The following is a 17,168-nucleotide window of genomic DNA, read 5'->3' as shown; positions in this document are numbered from 1 at the left end:
GCAACCCATTTCCTCTGGTGAACGACGACGGCGCCGTGCCGTCAGAACGACTCCGCCCATGGCCGCAGGTCGAGCTCCAGCGTCCATGCGCTGCGATGCTGGTGATGCAGCACCCAATAGGCGTCCGCGATCGCTGCGATGTTGAGCAGCCCGTCCGGCCCGCGGTCGTCCTTCAATTGCGGACGCATGCTCAGCAGGCGATCGCCCTCGATGCCGCCGTCGACCACGACATGGCCGACATGAATGCCCTGCGGCCCGAATTCCCGCGCCACGCTCTGCGCCAGCGCGCGCAGCGCGGCCTTGGCGGAGGCGAATGGCGCGTAGTTGGCCTTGCCGCGCAGCGAGCCGCTGGCGCCGGTGAACACCAGCGTGCCGCCGCCGCGCGCGAGTAGGGCAGGGATCGCGGCCTGGGCGAGCTGGAATCCGCCGAGCGCGTGTTCGCGCCAGTGCTCCTCGAAGCGCTGTTCAGTCACCTTCAGAAACGGCGCCGGCCGGTTGGAACCTGCATTGTGCACGGCCATCGCCAGCGGCGCGAGCTTCCCGGCAGCCTCGACGAAGCGGGCGACATCCGCGGCACTTGAGGCATCGCCGACGACATGGGTGACCCTGGCGCCGGTAGCTGCGAGTTCGGCCGCGGTCGCGGCGAGCTTCTCGGCGTTGCGCCCGGCGATCGCGACGGGATAGCCGCCGGCCGCAAAGCGGCGCGCGATCGCGGCGCCGAGGCCGTTGGATGCGCCGACGCCGGCAATCAGCACGCTTCCCTGCACAGCGGTCGGCTCGAGGGCGGATCGGTCGTTCATGGCTTACTCCATCAAGCCGCCCGCGGCGCGGGCGAAATCATTGGTCGGACGCCATCGCGACGATGGCATCGCGCACCGTGCGCAGAATGGCATCGGATCGCTTCGGATCAGTGATGACGCGCGAGATCGCGAGTGCGCCGACCATCGCACTGACCGCGACGATCGCGCTGTTATCGTCGTCGTCGCCAAGCGTCTCGGCGACCTTGGCGATGAAGGATTCGATGTGCGGTTCCATCACCGCGCGGCACTGCTCGTCGGCGCGGCCGACATCGGAGATCAGCGCGCCGATCGCGCAGCCCGACTTCGGCGAGTCGCGATGGCTGCGGCTGAGATAGCTTCGCACCAAGGAGTTGACGCTGACCGGCTTGTCGGGATCGCGCGATGCGCGCGCCGACGCCTCACCCAAGGTCAGCGCCTGTTCCAGCGCGGCGGCGATCAGGTCGGAACGCGAGGCGAAGTGGCCATAGAAGCCGCCATGGGTCAGCTTCACCTGCTGCATCAGACTTCCGATGCTGAGCGCGTCGAGCCCCTTGTCGCGGATCTGCGTCGCAGCCTCGTTCAGAATGCGCTCACGGCTCCTGGCCTTGTCGGCCTGGGAATGGCCCATTTCGCAGTACCCCTGTTTGACTCTCCATCTGGATTATGACCATCATGCATCTAGATGACAACCATCATCCAGAAAGTTTTCAGTCACAAAGCAGGGAGGAACGGATGTCCGGCAGCGCGAGCGAAGGGCGGGTCCGCCACGAGCGGCATGATCACATCCTGAAGATCATCATCGACAATCCGGCGAAGAAGAACGCCTTCAGTCCGGAGATGATGGCTGAACTGTCCGACGCGCTGACGCTGCTCGACAATGACGATGGCCTCTGGGTCGGCGTGCTGTGCGCCGCCGGCGGCAGTTTCACCGCGGGTCTCGACATGCCGAAATTCTTTGGTCCGACGGCGAGCCGCAAGCCGCTGCCGGAGGGCAACGTCGATCCCTTTGGACTGTCGAAGCGGTGCCGGAAGCCGATCATCACGGCAGTGCAGGGCGTCGTGTTCACCGTCGGCATCGAGATGATGCTGGCCGGCGATATCGTCGTTGCCGCCGACGACAGCCGGTTCTGTCAGATGGAAGCCAAGCGCGGCATCGCGCCGCTGGCCGGTGCGCATTTCCGCTACATCAGCCGCGCCGGGTGGGGTGATGCGATGTATCATCTCTTGCTGTGCGACGAGTTCAGTGCCGCAGAAGCGCACCGGATCGGCCTCGTGCAGGAAGTCGTGCCGGCCGGTCAGCAGATCGAGCGCGCGATGGCGCTTGCGGAGATCATCGCGCGCAACGCGCCGCTCGGGATCCAGGTGACGAAAGAGGCGGGCCGCAAGTTCATCGAAGCCGGCGAGCAGGCGGCGATTGCGATCATTCCGCAGATCCGCGAACGCGTGCTGAACACGGCCGACGCTGCCGAGGGCATCAAGTCGTTCGTCGAGCGCCGCGCCGCGGTGTTCCAGGGGCGCTAGAGCGGGATGAGATTTGGTTGAATCGGCTCACGGCGATTTCGGTTCACCTCTCCCCGCCGGGGAGAGGTCGGATTGCGAAGCAATCCGGGTGAGGGCTCTTACTCTCTCGATGGACCGTAACCCCTCACCCGATTTGCTACGCAAATCGACCTCTCCAAAGGGAGAGGTGAACCTCCGATGCCGAACCAGCCTAACCTATTCTCATCATGCTTAGCTGCGTTCACGATACGTGCTCGAATGGCGGTTGTGACAATGTTGTCGCAGCCGCATCAATTTCGATCACAATGATCGTGCGACGACTCTTGTCGAGATTCGTCGAATCAGGGAGATTCGAATCCATTCATTAAATTCTATTTCGTCCTGCTTTCACTCAAGCGTCCGGTATGGATTCCCATGACAAACGCACGAGTAATGGTTGTCGGAAATAACAAGGGCGGCTCAGGCAAGTCGACAATTGCCATGCACGTCGCCATCGCGCTGATCAAGGCGGGTCAGCGTGTCGCCACCATCGATCTCGACAATAAGCAGAAATCGCTGACGCACTACGTCGATAACCGGCGGGATTGGGCGCGGGAAACCTCGCTGGATCTCGGTATCCCCGCGCATATGTGCTTCGAGACGGTCAGCGGCCGAAGCAGTGAGGTCGAGACGCTCGGCCGCAGCGCGCTTGCCGAGATCGTCGAGCGGCTCGGCCGGTCGCACGATTTCGTCGTCATCGACTGCCCCGGCCACGATACCTATCTGACGACGTTCACGCATTCGCTGGCGAACACGCTGATTACGCCGCTGAACGACAGCTTCCTCGACTTCGACGTGCTCGGCACCGTCGATCCGAACGACTTCAAGGTGACCGGCATCAGCCACTATTCGAAGATGGTGGAGGAAGCGCGGCGCGAGCGCCGCGCGCAGGATCAGCCGGCATTCGAATGGGTGGTGCTGCGCAACCGCCTCTCGACGATCGGTTCACGCAACAAGCGGCTGGTCGGCGAAGCCCTCAACGAACTATCGAAGACGCTGAATTTCCGCCTGGTCGACGGCCTGGCCGAGCGCGTGATCTTCCGCGAATTCTATCCGCGCGGATTGACGGCGGTCGATGATGTCAGTCAGCTCGCGCTCGGTGGCCGGCCGACCATGTCGCATGTCACCGCATGGCTTGAGATGGAGCGGTTGATGACCGCCATTATGCTGGGTCATCTGGTGTCGCGCCCGGCGGAATCCTCCGACGTCAGCCGCGACGCGGCGTAGGCGAGGTCAGGTCGCTACCGGCAGTTGGTGTTGCTCGCATTGGCGACGGTCAGGAACGTGATCGTTGCGGGAGCGAAGACGATTGCTCCCGCCGGGGCCGGCTCGCCGTTCAGGGCGGGCATCTGGTCGGAAGCTCCGAGCACAAGCGTGCTGCCATTGAGCTGAACATTGCCGTCGACCGGCCTTTCGTTCGCCAATGTGTAGCGTTGCGATGCCGCCGGCAGCGTCAGCTTGCGCCGCGTCTGCCGATCATTGTTGATGACGAGCAGGGCTATTCCATCAGGCATATCGCGCGCGCAATGCGCATAGACGTGGAGACCGGGTTGCTCGCCGACACCGGCATCGAGCACGGTGGTTCCCATCAGCCGTCGCCATAGCAGCGCGGCCCAGTAGTTCGGCCGCGGCAGATGGGTTCGCTCGTCGAGCAGCCCGTAGTCGCTCGCGGCCAGCGTGTTGTGCATCACCACCTGAACGCCCGCTTTGGCGAGCCGCCCGAGCTGATCGAGATAGCGGAACGTATCGGTGAAGGTCGCGGCCCAGCGGTTGCCGCCGCATGCGGTCTCCGCGGTCTCGGTCAGCCAGATCGGCTTGCCCGGTGCGAGCCGGTCGCGCAGCGTCCGGTAGAAGGCGAATGTCTTGCCGGCTCGTGCCAGCCATTGGTCTGACAAGGCCTGCCGTGCCGTGCGATCGCCGGAGCACCGCGTCGAGAGCGCGCCATAATGATGGTAGGAGACCGCGTCGATACCCGCCGCTGAAACCGCAAAGAGGGCTTTCGCATCCGCGCCGGTGCCGATCGTGCCTGGGCCGAGGATCGTCACGTCGGGTGCGGCGTCCTTCATGAATGCGCGGAAGGTTGCAAAATCGCGGCCGTAAGCTGCGGCATCGTAATGCTCCGGGGCGCCGCCGATGGCCTGCAGATCGGGCTCGTTCATGAATTCTGCCGCGGCGATCCGGCCGCCGGTCGATTTCGTGAAAGCGAGAAGCTGCCGGGCCTGTTCGGAGGTCCATCGGCCTTCGGCGTCGCGCGTGCCGGCGCTGATCGCAAGGGACGTGACAATGGGAGCGTCTACGGCGTGTGAGAAGTCGATGACGTCCCGCCACCGCTGTCGCGTCAGCACGCCCTTGAAGCCGGCCGGTGGCGCGGATGGCGGCGCGTCGGAATCCGCAAAGAACGTGCTGTTGGCCCAGGTCCCGCTCACGCGAAGGTAGGCGGGAGCGAGTGCCGCTGCGAGTGTGCGTAGCCTGTCGTCGTGCAGATTGATCGGCGTGCGCGCGGCGAACCGTTCCGCGTTCGCACCGGTCCGTGCGGTGGCCGCATAGGGCTTCCAGAACCGCCCGCCGGTCACCTCGACCATCTCGATGTTGTAGGACTGGAAGCGCGGGTCGATGGTCGCGACCCGCGGCATGGAGGCGACATCAAGCATCAGCTCTGCCGCGGCAGCCTTCGCCTGGGCAAAGGCCGCAATGGCAAGGACAACGACGCATGCGAGGCGTCGACGAGCAAGGACCCGATGGTCGCGCATAAGGGCTTCGTGGCGTTCTGAATGGCGCTTCGCCGCAGCATGCCGCTGCAGCTGCTCTGGATCAACTCGATGGTGGGCCGTGCGGTTCGTTCGCGATGCGGTCCCACAGTGCGCGGATCATGTCCTTCATGACCAGCGCGTCCTGCCAGCGGTCGGACAATTCCCTGCCGTCGGGTCCGGTGATGGCATATGGCGCGGGACCGAGTTCGCACAGGAAGGTCAGGGTCGCATCGGGCCCGGCACGCTTCCGCCAGGAGCGGATGCCGTAGTCCCACCAGCCCATGTACAACGACACCCAGCCCTGGTGCTGCGGAAAGCCGAGCGAGATCTGTACCTGCTCGCGGCTGGCGATGCGGCCGTGGATGCCCCAGGCATTGTCGAGGATGCGATGGATCATCGCATGATTGACGTCGTCGACCGGCCAGGCGAACTCACGTCCGACCAGGTAATGCGAGAGATCGGCGGTCAGCCGCAGATCGGGAAAGCAGTCGAGCAGATCGAGCATGAAGAACAGGTCGGTCGTCATGCGGTCGCGATGGGTCTCGACATGCACGGCGACGCCGGCCTCCGCGGCAAGCCGCCGCCAGCCTTCGAGCAGGGGAATGCAATCGGCAAGCCGGCGCGGCCGAATATCCGGCTGCAGGTTGACGTGATCGGCGCCGAGCTGCACCACCAGCTCGAGCACCGGCTTCAGATCGTCGACACTCTTCGGATAGCATTGCGCCTGCCAGATCATGCCATGCGCGCGAAGGAAGTTCGTCACCTCGCGCGCGAAGGCAGGATCGATGAAGCGCACGCCGGCGCCGTCAAACCCGGCATCGCGGATCATTGCGAGCTGGGTTTGCAGCGGCCATTCGTCCTCATCCGCCCGTCGCCGCTCCATCGCCCAGAGTGACTGCAGGACGCGCAGCTGCTGCGCCACCGATCAGGCCCGTGCCGGAATCGCCGTCGGCAATTCGGCCTGTTCGCTCGCGTCCTCGGCGATGTTCTCCTGATAGGTTTCTGGTCCGATCCAGATCGCAACCACCGTGCAGGCCGACAGGAACATCGCGTAGCAGGCGACCGGCCACCAGGTGCCGTAAGCCGCCACCAGTGCGGTGGCGACGAACGGTGCCGGGCCGCCTGACAGCAGCGAGCCGAGCTCGCGCGCGAAGGCAAAGCCGGCGAAGCGGCGTTGCGGCGGGAATAGTTCGGCGAAATACGCCGCCTGCGGCCCGAACATCGCCGCCGTCACCACGGCGCGCGCCAGGATGAAGGCGAGCGCGATCATGATCCATTCCTTGGTGCCGACCATCCAGAAGAACGGGAAGGAAAGCGCCACGCCGGCCAGCGCGCCGAACATGTAGACCGGCCGCCGTCCGATCCGGTCCGACAATGCCGCGAAGCCGAGGATCGCAAACAGCTCGATCGCGAAGGCCAGCATCAGCGCGCTGAGCGCCTCCGCTTTCGGCACGCCGAGCGTGGTGATGACGTAGCTCAGACCAAACACCGGGAAGAAATAGCCAAGCCCGTTCTCGGCCATCCGGGCGCCGAGTACGACGAAGAAGTTGCGCGGGTGCCGGCGCAGCGCCTCCATCGCCGGGTTGCTCTCGACCTTGCCGCGCGCCACCACCGCCTGGGTGTAGACCGGTGTCTCGGTGATCCGCATGCGGACGAAGATGCCGACGACGATCAGGAGGAAGCTTGCCAGGAAGGGCAGGCGCCAGCCCCAGCTCATCAGCGCCTCGCGCGGCAGCATCGTCACCAGCGCGAAGGCGGCGGCGGCGAGCAGATTGCCGACGGAGACGCCGAGCGGCGCGAAGCCGCCCCAGAAGCCGCGATGCTTCGGCGGCGCGTTCTCCACGAGGTAGATCACCGCGCCACCATACTCGGCACCGGCGCCGAGGCCTTGGATCACGCGCATCGCAACCAGAAGGATCGGCGCCCAGACGCCGATCTGCGCATAAGTCGGCAGGAAGCCGATCGCGGTAGTGCCGATGCCGATCATCAACAGCGTTGCGACCAGCACCGGCTTGCGGCCATAGCGATCGCCGAGGATACCGAACAGCAGGCCGCCGAACGGCCGCACCACGAAGCCGACGCCGAACGTCAGGAACGACAGCAGTGTCCCGACCACCGGATCGCTCTTTGGAAAGAACAGCTCGCCGAACACCAGCGCGGCCGCGGTGCCGTAGAGGAAGAAGTCGTACCATTCGAGCGCGGAGCCGATGCTTGCGGCCAGGATCACACGCAGGCGCGATGTGCGAGCGCCATCTCTTGCCATCTCGGTCATTCGTTTCCCCGTTATTTTGATTTTTATGTCTTGAAAGCAGCAATGCCCGCGGCTTGCCGCGGGCATTGTCTCAGGTCTCAGGCAGCGCGTGTGAAGTAGGATTTCTTCGCCGCCGACTGGGTCTCGTAGATCGATCCCTGCCGTTTGGCCGGCGGCAACGGCATCCGCACCGGCACGTTGGTCAGCCGCGGTGCGACCACCGGCGGACCCGCCAGCAGGCGGCTGTTGAATTCGTCAAAGTCCTTCACGCCCATCAGCGGCCAGGCGTCGCTGGCGGCCACTTCGTAGAGCAGCAGGTTGCGCGGCCGGTTCGATGTGTTGGTCGCCGAGCCGTGCAGCGCGCGCACGTGGTGGAACGACATGCTGCCGGCCTTGCCCATGCACGGCACCGCGCGCTTGATGTCGTCCTGGATCTGGTCCGGATCGATCAGGCCGGCGAAGCAGCCGTCCTCGCCGTGATGATCCCACATCGTAGCCCCGGTGTGCGACCCCGGCGTCACCAGCATTGGGCCGTTTTCGATATCGCAGTCGTCGAGCAGCACGCCGATCGCGAGGATGTCGTCATTGGTGTGCGGATAGAATGCCCAGTCCTGATGCCACTCGACCGGCGAGCCGTATTGCGCCGACTTCATGTTGAGCTTGGAGCCGTGCAGGCGAAGGCCGGGGCCGATCAGCTTGGTCAGGATCGAGATCACGGCGGGGCTGCGGACGATCTCGTCGAAGATCGGGTGCACCTTGTGCGGCGCCTTGATGCGGCGGACGCGCGGGGTCTCCGGCGTATGGCCCGGCTCGAGGTCGTAGACGTCGGTGTGCTCGCTCACCGCGGCGGCGCCCGCGACCAGCTCTGCGAGCACCGTGCGTACCTTGCCGAGGGTCTCCTGGTTGAGCACCTCGGGGACCACGATCACCCCGTCGCGCTTGTAGGCTTGGGCCTGCTCGTCTGAAATCATGCCGTTTCTCCCATTTTGTTCCATGTTAGCGCTAACATGATGCGATGCTAGCGCTAACATCATGGCTTGGCAACCCGGAATCGTGCAGGGTCCGGCCCATGAACTCCGACCTGACCGAACCCGGGACCGGCCCGACCGGTGCCGCGCCCACCCTCTCAGAGGTAGCCAAGCGCGCCGGCGTTTCCTCGATCACGGTGAGCCGGGTGGTGCGGATGCCTGACCTCGTCGCCCCGGAGACCCGGGCGCGGGTCGAGCGGGCGATGCGTGACCTCGGCTATGTCCCGAACCTGGTCGCAGGCGCGCTGGCGAGCGCGCGGACCAATTCGGTAGGCGTCTTGGTGCCGACCATCGCCAACTCGATCTTCGCCGACACGGTGCAAGGCCTGTCCGACAAGCTCGAGCCGCTCGGCTTCTCCGTGATCCTGGCGCAGTCGCGCTACGATGCGGTGCGCGAGGATCGCGTGCTGGCGGCGCTGCTGTCGCGGCGTCCGGAGGCGATCATCATGGTCGGCTCGCCGGCGACCGAGGAGGGCAGCCGCCTGCTGCGCAATGCGCGGATTCCGATCGTCGAGACCTGGGATCTGCCGGCAAACCCGATCGACGCGGTCGCGGGCTTCGACAATTACAAGGCCGGTGTCGCCGTCGCGAAGCATCTGGTTGCGCAAGGGCGCAAGCAGCTCGCCTTCATCGGCGGCGATGATCCGCGCGGCACGCGCCGCTGGTTCGGCTTCAGGGACGAGGCGCTGGCAAGCGGCCTCGCCGAGCCGCGCCGGCTGATCCTCGACCGCAAGGACTCCGGCAGCGTGGCGGCGCATGCGCGCCTGCCAGATGTCGACGCGGTGTTCGCCGCCAACGATGCGCATGCGATCGGCTTCATGTCGGGGCTGCGCAAGGCCGGCCTGCTGCGCGAGGGCCCCGCATCGGCGCAGCCGGTCGCCGTGATCGGGCTCGGCGATCTCGAAATGGGCCAGCTGATCTCGCCGACATTGAGCACGATCAGCGTGCATGGCGATGCGATCGGCCGCACCGCGGCGACGCTGATGCTGGAGCGCGGCGGCGAGCGCCGCATCGATCTCGGCTTCGAGCTGGTGCTGCGCGACAGCGGCTAGGGCGGGATGACGTCAGATTGAATCGGTCTCACGGCGGACTGGCTCACCTCTCCCGCTTGCGGGGGAGGTCGCGTCGCATCGAAGATGCGATGCGGGTGGGGGCTCTCTCCGCGATGTGACCCGCGGAGAGAGCCCCCACCCCAGCCCTCCCCCGCAAGCGGGAGAGGGAGCGAACCGCCTTTGCGGTGTTATTCGACCTAATCTCATCCTGCTTTGGCAATCGCCGCCACCGGGCGGACGCAGGTGGCTAACGCATCTCTCTGCGTGCCCTCACCTTGCCGCGACGTCGGCGTCCACAGCCTCGAGCAAGCCGATGAGGCCACGCAGAATGGCCATCGGCGAAGGAGGGCAACCTGGAATATGGAGATCGACAGGGACAACCGCCGAGACCCCGCCAACCACCGCATAGCTGCCGGCAAAACATCCGCCATCCCTGGCGCAATCGCCCACAGCGACGACCCATTTGGGATCGGGGGTCGCGAGGTATGTGCGCTCCAGCGCCTCGCGCATGTTGGTCGTGACCGGACCTGTGACGAGCAGGACATCGGCGTGACGGGGCGAGGCGACGAACCGGATTCCAAACCGTTCGACATCGTAATACGCATTGCTGAGCGCGTGAATTTCCAGCTCGCATCCGTTGCACGAGCCCGCATCGACCTCGCGGATCGAGAGGCTGCGGCCGAGGCGTCGTCGTGCGGTGCGGCCGACCGTGGCCGCGAGCTCCGCGAGCGCGGCGTCGTCCGGACGCGGCGCTTGCTCGGTCAATGGCTGGCGAAACAGGCTCTGGAACAAAAGTTTGCGCATCGCCTGCGGTCCTCAGAGGTCCTGCCCCGAATAGGAGCAGTTGAACGACTTGTTGCAGAGTGGGAAGTCCGCCACGATGTTGCCTTCGATCGCTGCCTCGAGCAGGGGCCACTGAAACCACGACGGATCGCGCAGATGACATCGCTCGATCCGATCGCCGTCGAGGCGCAGCCAGGCCAGGATGTCGCCCCGGAAACCTTCGACCAGCGCGATGCCTTCGCAAGGCTCGGTCGCACCTTGCAGCGACACTCTGACCGGGCCGGCCTCGAGGCCGATCAGGATCTGGTCCGTCAGCGCAAGGCTCTGCTCGACTTCCCGGATCCGGATCCAGACGCGGGCGTTGACGTCGCCATCGCTGAGAACGGGGACGTCGAAACGCAGACCATCATAGGGGAGATAGCCGGGCCTGCGTCGGGCGTCATGGTTGCGGCCGCTTGCGCGCCCGACATAGCCACCGGCCGCGAATTGCCGGGCGAGCGCCGGGGTCACGATGCCGGTGGTGACGGTACGATCCTGCAACGAGGCGGTGTTGTCGTAGAGTTCGACCAGCGCAGGAAAATGCCGGCGGATCTGGTCGAGCGCGGCCCGGATTGCGCTGGGTCCGTCGCCGGCGATGTCGCGCGCGACGCCGCCGGGAACGACAAGGTCGCGCATCAGGCGGTGGCCGAATGCAGCGTCGGCAGCGCGCAGCACGCACTCGCGCAGCACGGCACAATGTGCCTGCATCAGCGCAAATGACGCATCGTTGCAGATCGCTCCGATGTCACCGAGATGATTGGCCAGTCGCTCGAGCTCGGCCATCAGCGCACGCAGCAAGAGCGCGCGGGGCGGCACGGCAATCTGCTGCGCGGCCTCGACGGCTTGCGCGAATGCCAGTCCATAGGCGACCGTACTGTCGCCGGAGACCCGGCCGGCGAGCCGCGCGGCCTGCTCGACCGTGCTCCCCGCCATCAGCCCTTCGATGCCCTTATGGGTGTAGCCGAGCCGCTGCTCCAGGCGGACCACGGTCTCGCCGCTCGCCGTAAAGCGGAAATGTCCGGGTTCGATGATGCCGGCGTGCACGGGGCCGACCGGAATCTGATGCAGGTTGTCCCCTTCAACCGGAAGGAATTGATAAGGCGCCGCATCCGGTGATGCATCGAGACGTTCGCCCAGCGGGAACCGCATTTGCCATCGGCCGTGATCGAGCCAGGGACGGGGATCCGGCGTGCCCGCGGCCTGAAGCCCGAACAGGTCGTGGACGGCGCGCTCCAATCGAAGCGCCGGAGGATGATAGGCCGCGACCGACGGAAATTGGCGATCGGGACAATCCAGGCTGATCACGCCGATATCGGAGGTGCGGTCGTCGAGGATGGCCATATGCACGCACGATGCTTCGCCCCATAGCCCGAGCAGGCTCAAGCCGCCATCGGCGAGGGCGCTGGCGGCGGAGCGCCAGGCATCGTCGTCCACCACTGCGCGCGGCCATGGATGGTGCCGTTCGACCTTGCGGCCCGCCTGGATCAGATCGATCAATTTCGGCATATCCCGTTCTCCCTCGCGCTAGCCCAGGAGGTTGGCGACGTGCTGGAACCAGACGACCAGCGGTCCCGGAAGGTAGATGCCGGCAGTCAGCACCAGCGCGAAATGCGCGAACATCGGCAAATAGGATGCATCCGCCGGAGCGGCATTGCCGCGCGGCTCGCCGAAAGCAAGGCTGGTCAGGCGCAGGATCAGCGCGCCGAGGGCAAGCAGCAGGCCGAAGACCAGCGGGATGGCAAGCAGCGGCTGGCGCGCGAAGGTGGAACTGACGATGAGAAATTCGCTCATGAAGATGCCAAGCGGCGGCAGGCCGGCGATCGCGACCACGCCGATCACGAGACTCCAGCCGAGGGCTGGATGGGTTTCAGTCAGGCCGCGAATGTTGGCGATCCGCTGCGTGCCCTTTACCTGTGCGATGTGGCCGACGGCGTAGAAGATCCCCGACTTGGTGAGGCTGTGCATCACCATGTGCAGCAGGCCGGCAAAGTTGGCGAGCGGGCCACCCATCCCGAACGCAAACACGATGATGCCCATGTGCTCGATCGAGGAATAGGCGAACAGCCGTTTGATGTCGCGGCGGCGGTAAAGCATGAAGGCTGCGAACAGCAGCGAGGTCAGCCCCATCGTCACCATCAGCGGGCCCGGCGATATCGCATCCGGATTGGCGGCGAGCAGGATCTTGAAGCGGAGCACAGCGTAGAGCGCAACGTTGAGCAAGAGGCCGGAGAGCACGGCGGAGATCGGGGTCGGGCCCTCGGCATGGGCATCCGGAAGCCAGGCGTGCAGCGGCGCCAGGCCGACCTTGGTGCCGTATCCGAGCAGCAGGAAGATGAAGGCGACGTTGAGCAATGCCGGGTCGAACGTCGCCGCGCGGCTGATCAACACCGTCCATACCATGGCGTCCTGGCCCTCGCCGATGACCGGCCGGGCCGCCATGTACACCAGGATCGTGCCGAACAGCGCGAGCGCGATACCGACGCTGCCGAGGATGAAATACTTCCAGGCGGCTTCCAGCGCCGCATGGGTCCGGTAGATGCCGACCATCAGGACGGTGGTCAGTGTGGCGATCTCGACTGCGACCCACATCAGGCCGATATTGTTCGACACGAATGCGAGGTTCATGCCGAACATCATGACCTGATACATGGCATGGTAGAATCGCAGATAGCCCGGCGTCAGCCTCCCGGTCTCGAGTTCGTGGGCGATATAGCTCGCGCTGAACACGCTCGTGGTGAAGCCCACGAAGGTGTTGAGCACGATGAAGACGATATTGAGATCGTCAATCAGCAGGTACGGGCTGGGCTGCGGGCGCTCGATGACGAGCAGCGAAAGCGCGGCCAGCAAGGTGCCGAGACTGGCGAGGATATTGAGCCCCGCGGTCAGCCGGTAGCCGGGCAGCACCGCAAGCACCGCCGCGGCACAGATCGGTATCAGTAGAACCCAGGCGACGGCATCCGACGCCGCAGTCATCGCCGCTCTCCCCTGAATTCATCGAGTGCGCCGACGTCGACGGTGTCGAACCGCTCCCGAATCCGGAACAGGAACACGCCGATGACGATGAATGCGATCAGGATCGAAAACGCGACGCTGATTTCCACGACGAGCGGCATGCCCTTGGCGCCGGTGGCGGCCAGCACCAATCCGTTCTCCAGCGACATGAAGCCGACGACCTGGCTCACGGCGTTGCGCCGGGTCACCATGACGAGCAATCCCAGCAGCACCACCGACAGCGCGAAGGCGAGGTCTTCCCGCGCCAGCGGATCGGCGGCGCCGGTCACGCGGAGCATCACCATCATGGAGAGGGCGACGAGCCCCATGCCCGCCAGCATGGTCAGGCCGATACCTACCGAGGTCTCGATATCGCGATGAATGCCGAGCTGTTTGACGATCCGGTGCAGCGCCACCGGGATGATGGTCGCCTTGAAGACCAGCGCGATCACCGCCGTCACGTAGAGATGCGGTGCGTTCTGCACGTAGGCCTGCCAGGCGACGGAAAGCGCGAGCACCACTGCATGAAGTGCGAAGATGTTCAGCAGCGCATACAGGCGGTCCTGGTACAGCATCATGAAGCTGATCAGCACGAGCCCGCCGGCAAGCAGATGGGCGATGTCAAAGGCGAGGTTGTGCATCAGAAGCTCCGTGACACGAACCGAAGCAGCGTGCCGAGCAGGCCGAGCATGAGCGCGGCGCCGAGGAACTCGGGGACACGGAAAACCCGCACCTTCGCCGTCGCGGTCTCGAACACGGCAAGCAGGAAGCTTGCGACCGCAAGCTTGAGGATGTAGGCGGCGACGCTCACCAGATAGGACAGTGGACCCGCACCCTCGGTGGTGATCTGCCACGGGAAGAACACGCAGATGATCAGGGAGATGTAGAGCAGCAGCTTGAGAAAGGCGCCGAACTCGATCATGGCAAGGTGACGCCCGGAATACTCGAGGATCATCGCCTCGTGCACCATGGTCAGCTCCAGATGCGTCGCCGGGTTGTCGACCGGGATGCGCGCGTTTTCGGCAAGCGCCACCATGATGAGGGCAATCATCGCCATGCCGAGCGAGACGCGCAATCCCACTTCGGACGACGCCATGAAGGTTGCGACCGTCGACAGCTGGGTCGAGCCGGCAATGAGCGCGACGCAGAACACCATCAACAACATGGCCGGCTCGGCCAACGCTGCGATCATCACCTCGCGGCTGGAGCCGATGCCGCCGAAGCTGGTGCCGACATCCATGCCGGCAAGTGCGAGGAAGAAGCGCGCGCTGCCGAGCAGGGCGACGATCGCGATCAGGTCAGCGCTCCAGTTGAATTGCAAGCCGGTCGCAAATGTCGGGACCAGCGCCGCGGCGACCCAGATCGCCGCGAACGTTATGTAGGGCGTGACACGGAACAGCCAGGACGCGTTTTCGGCGAGCACGACCTCCTTGCGAAGCAGCCGCAGCAGGTCGCGGTAGGGTTGGAAGATCGACGCACCTTTCCGGCGCAACAGGCGGGCCTTGACCTTGCGCACGACGCCGGTCAGGAGCGGCGCGAGCAGCAGCACGAGCGTCATCTGGCCCAACTGAACGAGGATGTCCGAGATCACGACCATATCGCGAGCGCCAGCAGCAATGTGATGAGGGTTGCGAAGACCAGACTGAGGTAGCGGCGGATGGTCAGGAACTGGAGCTGGTTCAGCCGATCGGCGAAAAACCAAACGACGTCAGTCACGGGCGTATACAACCGCTCCCAGACCAGATCGTGCATATCGACCCTGAAGCGGGCCGGCCGCAATTCGCCCGGCGAAGGCATGTCGACGTGCTCGCGGGCCTGGAAAACCAACGTGCCGAACACCCGGCGGATCGGCTGGACGAAGCTCGCTCCGGAATACTGCGCCGCCGGCGTCGGATCGGTGAAGCCACAACCCCAGGCCGGTCCGCGCCGGATCGCGCGCGACGCAAAGCGATGGATGAAATACACCGCGAGCGACGCCGCGGCCGTGATGAAAACGAAGACGAGCAATCCGTTGTAGGAACTACGGCTCTCCTCGATCGGCACGATCGAGAGCCAGGGGTCGTTCGCCTGAACCGGCATCCGGTGGCCGATCATGGCCTGCGCGACGGGCGAGAGCGCGTCGATCACAACGCCCGGCAGAATGCCGGCGAGGAAGCAGAGCGCGGCGAGGCTGAACATCGCGGCAAGCGAATAGCGATCGACCTCGCCTGCGGCTTGCGCGGCCGGGCTCCGCGCGCGGCCGAGGAACGTGATGCCGAAGGCCTTGACGAAGCATGCGGCGGCGAGCGCCGCCGCCAGCGCCAACAGGGCGCCGACTGCGGGCACCATGATCTTCAGTAGCCATTGCGGCAGATCGGGGCTCTGCAGGACGGCCTGAAACATCAGCCATTCGGAGACGAACCCGTTGAACGGCGGAAGCGCCGAGATCGCAACGCAGCCGACGAGAAAGACGAAGCTGGTGAGCGGCATGCGGTGGATCAGGCCGCCCAGCTTCTCCATGTCGCGTTCGCCGGTCGACGTCAGCACGGCGCCGGCGCCGAAGAACAGCAGGCTCTTGAAGAACGAATGGTTGAGCACGTGGAACAGCGCGGCCGTGAAGGCGAGGGCCGCTGCCAGGCCGAGGCCGTTCGCCTGAAATGCCAGCGCCAGGCCGAGGCTTGCGAAGATGACGCCGATGTTCTCGATCGTGCTGTAGGCGAGCAGGCGCTTGAGATCCTTTTCCATCAGCGCATAGAGGATCCCCATCACGGCGGTCGCGCCGCCGAGCACCAGCACCACGACACCCGCCGACCAGCTTGGCGGCCCGAGCAGATCGAACACGACCCGGATGAAGCCGTAGATTGCGACCTTCGTCATCACTCCGCTCATCAGCGCCGAGACATGGCTCGGTGCTGCGGGATGGGCCAGCGGCAGCCACACGTGCAACGGAACCAGGCCGGCTTTCGATCCGGCGCCGAGCAGCATCAGCGCGAGCACCAGGGCGGCTTCGGACGGGGTGTGCTGGGCGCTGCGGATGGCCGCAAAACTGTAGCTGCCGCCAGCTCCCGACAGCAGGCCGAAAGCGAGCAACAAAGCCAGCGTTCCGAAGCTTGCCATGACGAGATAGACGTAGCCCGCGCGCGCATTGTCCGCATCGCGGTGGTGCGCCATCACGAGCGCCCAGGACGCGAGCGACATGAATTCCCAGCACAAGAGGTAGGTGAACGCATCGTCGGCCAGCACAACGAGGTTCATCCCGGCCAGGAATGCCGGGAAGAAGGGCAGGATGCGCTGTGGCGCGGATTCGTGACTGCCATAGCCGAGGCCATAAAGACTTGCGGCCGCGCCGCCGAGATTGACCACGGCGAGAAAGAATGCCGCGAGCGCGTCGAGGCGGAAATGCGATCCCAGCCACGGCAAGCCGACCGGCAGCATCAGTTCCGTCGCACTGGCGTGGGCGATGAGCGCGAACAGGGCTCCGGCCAATGCGACCAGCGAAATCGCAAAGGTCGCGCCGTAGACAATGGCCGTCGATCGGCGCGATCGGCTCGTTGCGATCGCGAGGGCGGTCGTTCCCAGCAGTGCGGCGACACACCAGACCTGCTGAGTGACCGCCGGGATCATGTCTGCACCTTCGGCGAGCCGGATCCGGCCTTCAATCGCACGCCGCGGCCGCCGCCGCTGCTGACGGCACCCTCGTTGATGACTTCGACGCCGGCGGTGCCGAGCGCGTCGATCAGTTTCACAAGCGAGTCGACATTGCCGCGAATGGTGCCCTCGCTCGCCTCCATGCGCTGGATGGTCGGCACCGAAAGTCCGGACAGCTCGGCGAGCTGTCTTTGGTCGATACCAAGCAAGGCTCTGGCAGCCCGTAGCTGCGCCGCGGTGATCATCGATCGAAGCCGTCGATTGAGAGTCGGGTCTGTTTGAATGTCATTTATGCACATCAAGTAGTGATGCGACAAGTCCAATAAATG

General features: G+C 65.2%; 16 protein-coding genes. 3 read left to right on the top strand and 13 right to left on the bottom strand.

Features of this window, described 5'->3' with window-relative positions; genetic code table 11:
- Positions 1 to 41: 41 nt before the first annotated feature.
- Both AAFG07_RS30400 and AAFG07_RS30395 read right to left on the bottom strand, forming a co-directional pair.
- Positions 42 to 800: an SDR family NAD(P)-dependent oxidoreductase gene (locus AAFG07_RS30400; RefSeq protein WP_342723437.1), complete on the bottom strand. Its 759-nt coding sequence runs from the start codon at positions 798 to 800 to the stop codon at positions 42 to 44.
- Between the two features lie 37 nt (positions 801 to 837).
- The gene (locus tag AAFG07_RS30395; protein ID WP_342723436.1) at positions 838 to 1,407 is read right to left on the bottom strand and encodes a TetR/AcrR family transcriptional regulator; all 570 of its coding nucleotides are present in this window, start codon (positions 1,405 to 1,407) and stop codon (positions 838 to 840) included.
- A gap of 104 nt (positions 1,408 to 1,511) precedes the next feature.
- Between AAFG07_RS30395 and AAFG07_RS30390 the strand changes: the two genes are divergently transcribed.
- Together AAFG07_RS30390 and AAFG07_RS30385 are read left to right on the top strand one after the other, a co-directional pair.
- Positions 1,512 to 2,300 (top strand): crotonase/enoyl-CoA hydratase family protein, encoded by a 789-nt coding sequence (locus AAFG07_RS30390; RefSeq protein ID WP_342723435.1) that lies wholly within the window; start codon positions 1,512 to 1,514, stop codon positions 2,298 to 2,300.
- A gap of 459 nt (positions 2,301 to 2,759) precedes the next feature.
- Complete coding sequence (locus AAFG07_RS30385) at positions 2,760 to 3,545, top strand: division plane positioning ATPase MipZ (protein ID WP_342723434.1); 786 nt, start codon at positions 2,760 to 2,762, stop codon at positions 3,543 to 3,545.
- 14 nt (positions 3,546 to 3,559) lie between these two features.
- Here AAFG07_RS30385 and AAFG07_RS30380 read toward each other — a convergent pair whose 3' ends face one another.
- The 4 genes from AAFG07_RS30380 to AAFG07_RS30365 all read right to left on the bottom strand — a co-directional run bounded on the left by AAFG07_RS30380 (position 3,560) and on the right by AAFG07_RS30365 (position 8,290).
- Positions 3,560 to 4,969, bottom strand: coding sequence for a hypothetical protein (locus AAFG07_RS30380; RefSeq protein WP_342723433.1), 1,410 nt, complete (start codon positions 4,967 to 4,969; stop codon positions 3,560 to 3,562).
- 160 nt (positions 4,970 to 5,129) lie between these two features.
- The gene (locus AAFG07_RS30375; RefSeq protein WP_342723432.1) at positions 5,130 to 5,990 is read right to left on the bottom strand and encodes a sugar phosphate isomerase/epimerase; all 861 of its coding nucleotides are present in this window, start codon (positions 5,988 to 5,990) and stop codon (positions 5,130 to 5,132) included.
- 3 nt (positions 5,991 to 5,993) lie between these two features.
- Entirely contained in the window at positions 5,994 to 7,340 is a 1,347-nt protein-coding gene (locus AAFG07_RS30370) for an MFS transporter (RefSeq protein WP_342723431.1), read from the bottom strand.
- Between the two features lie 77 nt (positions 7,341 to 7,417).
- Entirely contained in the window at positions 7,418 to 8,290 is an 873-nt protein-coding gene (locus AAFG07_RS30365; protein WP_342723430.1) for a phytanoyl-CoA dioxygenase family protein, read from the bottom strand.
- Between the two features lie 98 nt (positions 8,291 to 8,388).
- Between AAFG07_RS30365 and AAFG07_RS30360 the strand changes: the two genes are divergently transcribed.
- The gene (locus AAFG07_RS30360) at positions 8,389 to 9,399 is read left to right on the top strand and encodes a LacI family DNA-binding transcriptional regulator (protein WP_342723429.1); all 1,011 of its coding nucleotides are present in this window, start codon (positions 8,389 to 8,391) and stop codon (positions 9,397 to 9,399) included.
- A 270-nt stretch (positions 9,400 to 9,669) separates the two neighbouring features.
- Here AAFG07_RS30360 and nuoB read toward each other — a convergent pair whose 3' ends face one another.
- The 7 genes from nuoB to AAFG07_RS30325 are packed head-to-tail and all read right to left on the bottom strand — an operon-like array spanning position 9,670 to position 17,084.
- A complete protein-coding gene (gene nuoB / locus AAFG07_RS30355) occupies positions 9,670 to 10,203 on the bottom strand; it encodes an NADH-quinone oxidoreductase subunit NuoB (RefSeq protein WP_342723428.1) in 534 nt (177 codons plus the stop codon).
- A 12-nt stretch (positions 10,204 to 10,215) separates the two neighbouring features.
- Complete coding sequence (locus AAFG07_RS30350; protein WP_342723427.1) at positions 10,216 to 11,727, bottom strand: NADH-quinone oxidoreductase subunit C; 1,512 nt, start codon at positions 11,725 to 11,727, stop codon at positions 10,216 to 10,218.
- A gap of 18 nt (positions 11,728 to 11,745) precedes the next feature.
- Positions 11,746 to 13,194, bottom strand: coding sequence for a hydrogenase 4 subunit F (locus AAFG07_RS30345; RefSeq protein ID WP_342723426.1), 1,449 nt, complete (start codon positions 13,192 to 13,194; stop codon positions 11,746 to 11,748).
- Positions 13,191 to 13,853 (bottom strand): hydrogenase-4 component E, encoded by a 663-nt coding sequence (locus tag AAFG07_RS30340; protein ID WP_212311406.1) that lies wholly within the window; start codon positions 13,851 to 13,853, stop codon positions 13,191 to 13,193. The genes AAFG07_RS30345 and AAFG07_RS30340 overlap by 4 nt, the downstream gene beginning before the upstream one ends.
- Complete coding sequence (locus AAFG07_RS30335; RefSeq protein WP_342723425.1) at positions 13,853 to 14,809, bottom strand: NADH-quinone oxidoreductase subunit H; 957 nt, start codon at positions 14,807 to 14,809, stop codon at positions 13,853 to 13,855. The genes AAFG07_RS30340 and AAFG07_RS30335 overlap by 1 nt, the downstream gene beginning before the upstream one ends.
- Positions 14,800 to 16,815, bottom strand: coding sequence for a hydrogenase 4 subunit B (gene hyfB / locus AAFG07_RS30330; protein ID WP_342723424.1), 2,016 nt, complete (start codon positions 16,813 to 16,815; stop codon positions 14,800 to 14,802). The genes AAFG07_RS30335 and hyfB overlap by 10 nt, the downstream gene beginning before the upstream one ends.
- Positions 16,812 to 17,084 carry a helix-turn-helix transcriptional regulator gene (locus tag AAFG07_RS30325; RefSeq protein WP_028339461.1) on the bottom strand — a complete coding sequence of 91 codons (273 nt, stop codon included), beginning with the start codon at positions 17,082 to 17,084 and terminating at the stop codon, positions 16,812 to 16,814. The genes hyfB and AAFG07_RS30325 overlap by 4 nt, the downstream gene beginning before the upstream one ends.
- Positions 17,085 to 17,168: the final 84 nt, after the last annotated feature.

It is taken from the genome of Bradyrhizobium sp. B097 (assembly GCF_038957035.1).
Lineage (GTDB): Bacteria > Pseudomonadota > Alphaproteobacteria > Rhizobiales > Xanthobacteraceae > Bradyrhizobium.
Note: the sequence above shows the minus strand (reverse complement) of the source record. Positions and strands in the feature narration are given on the sequence as shown.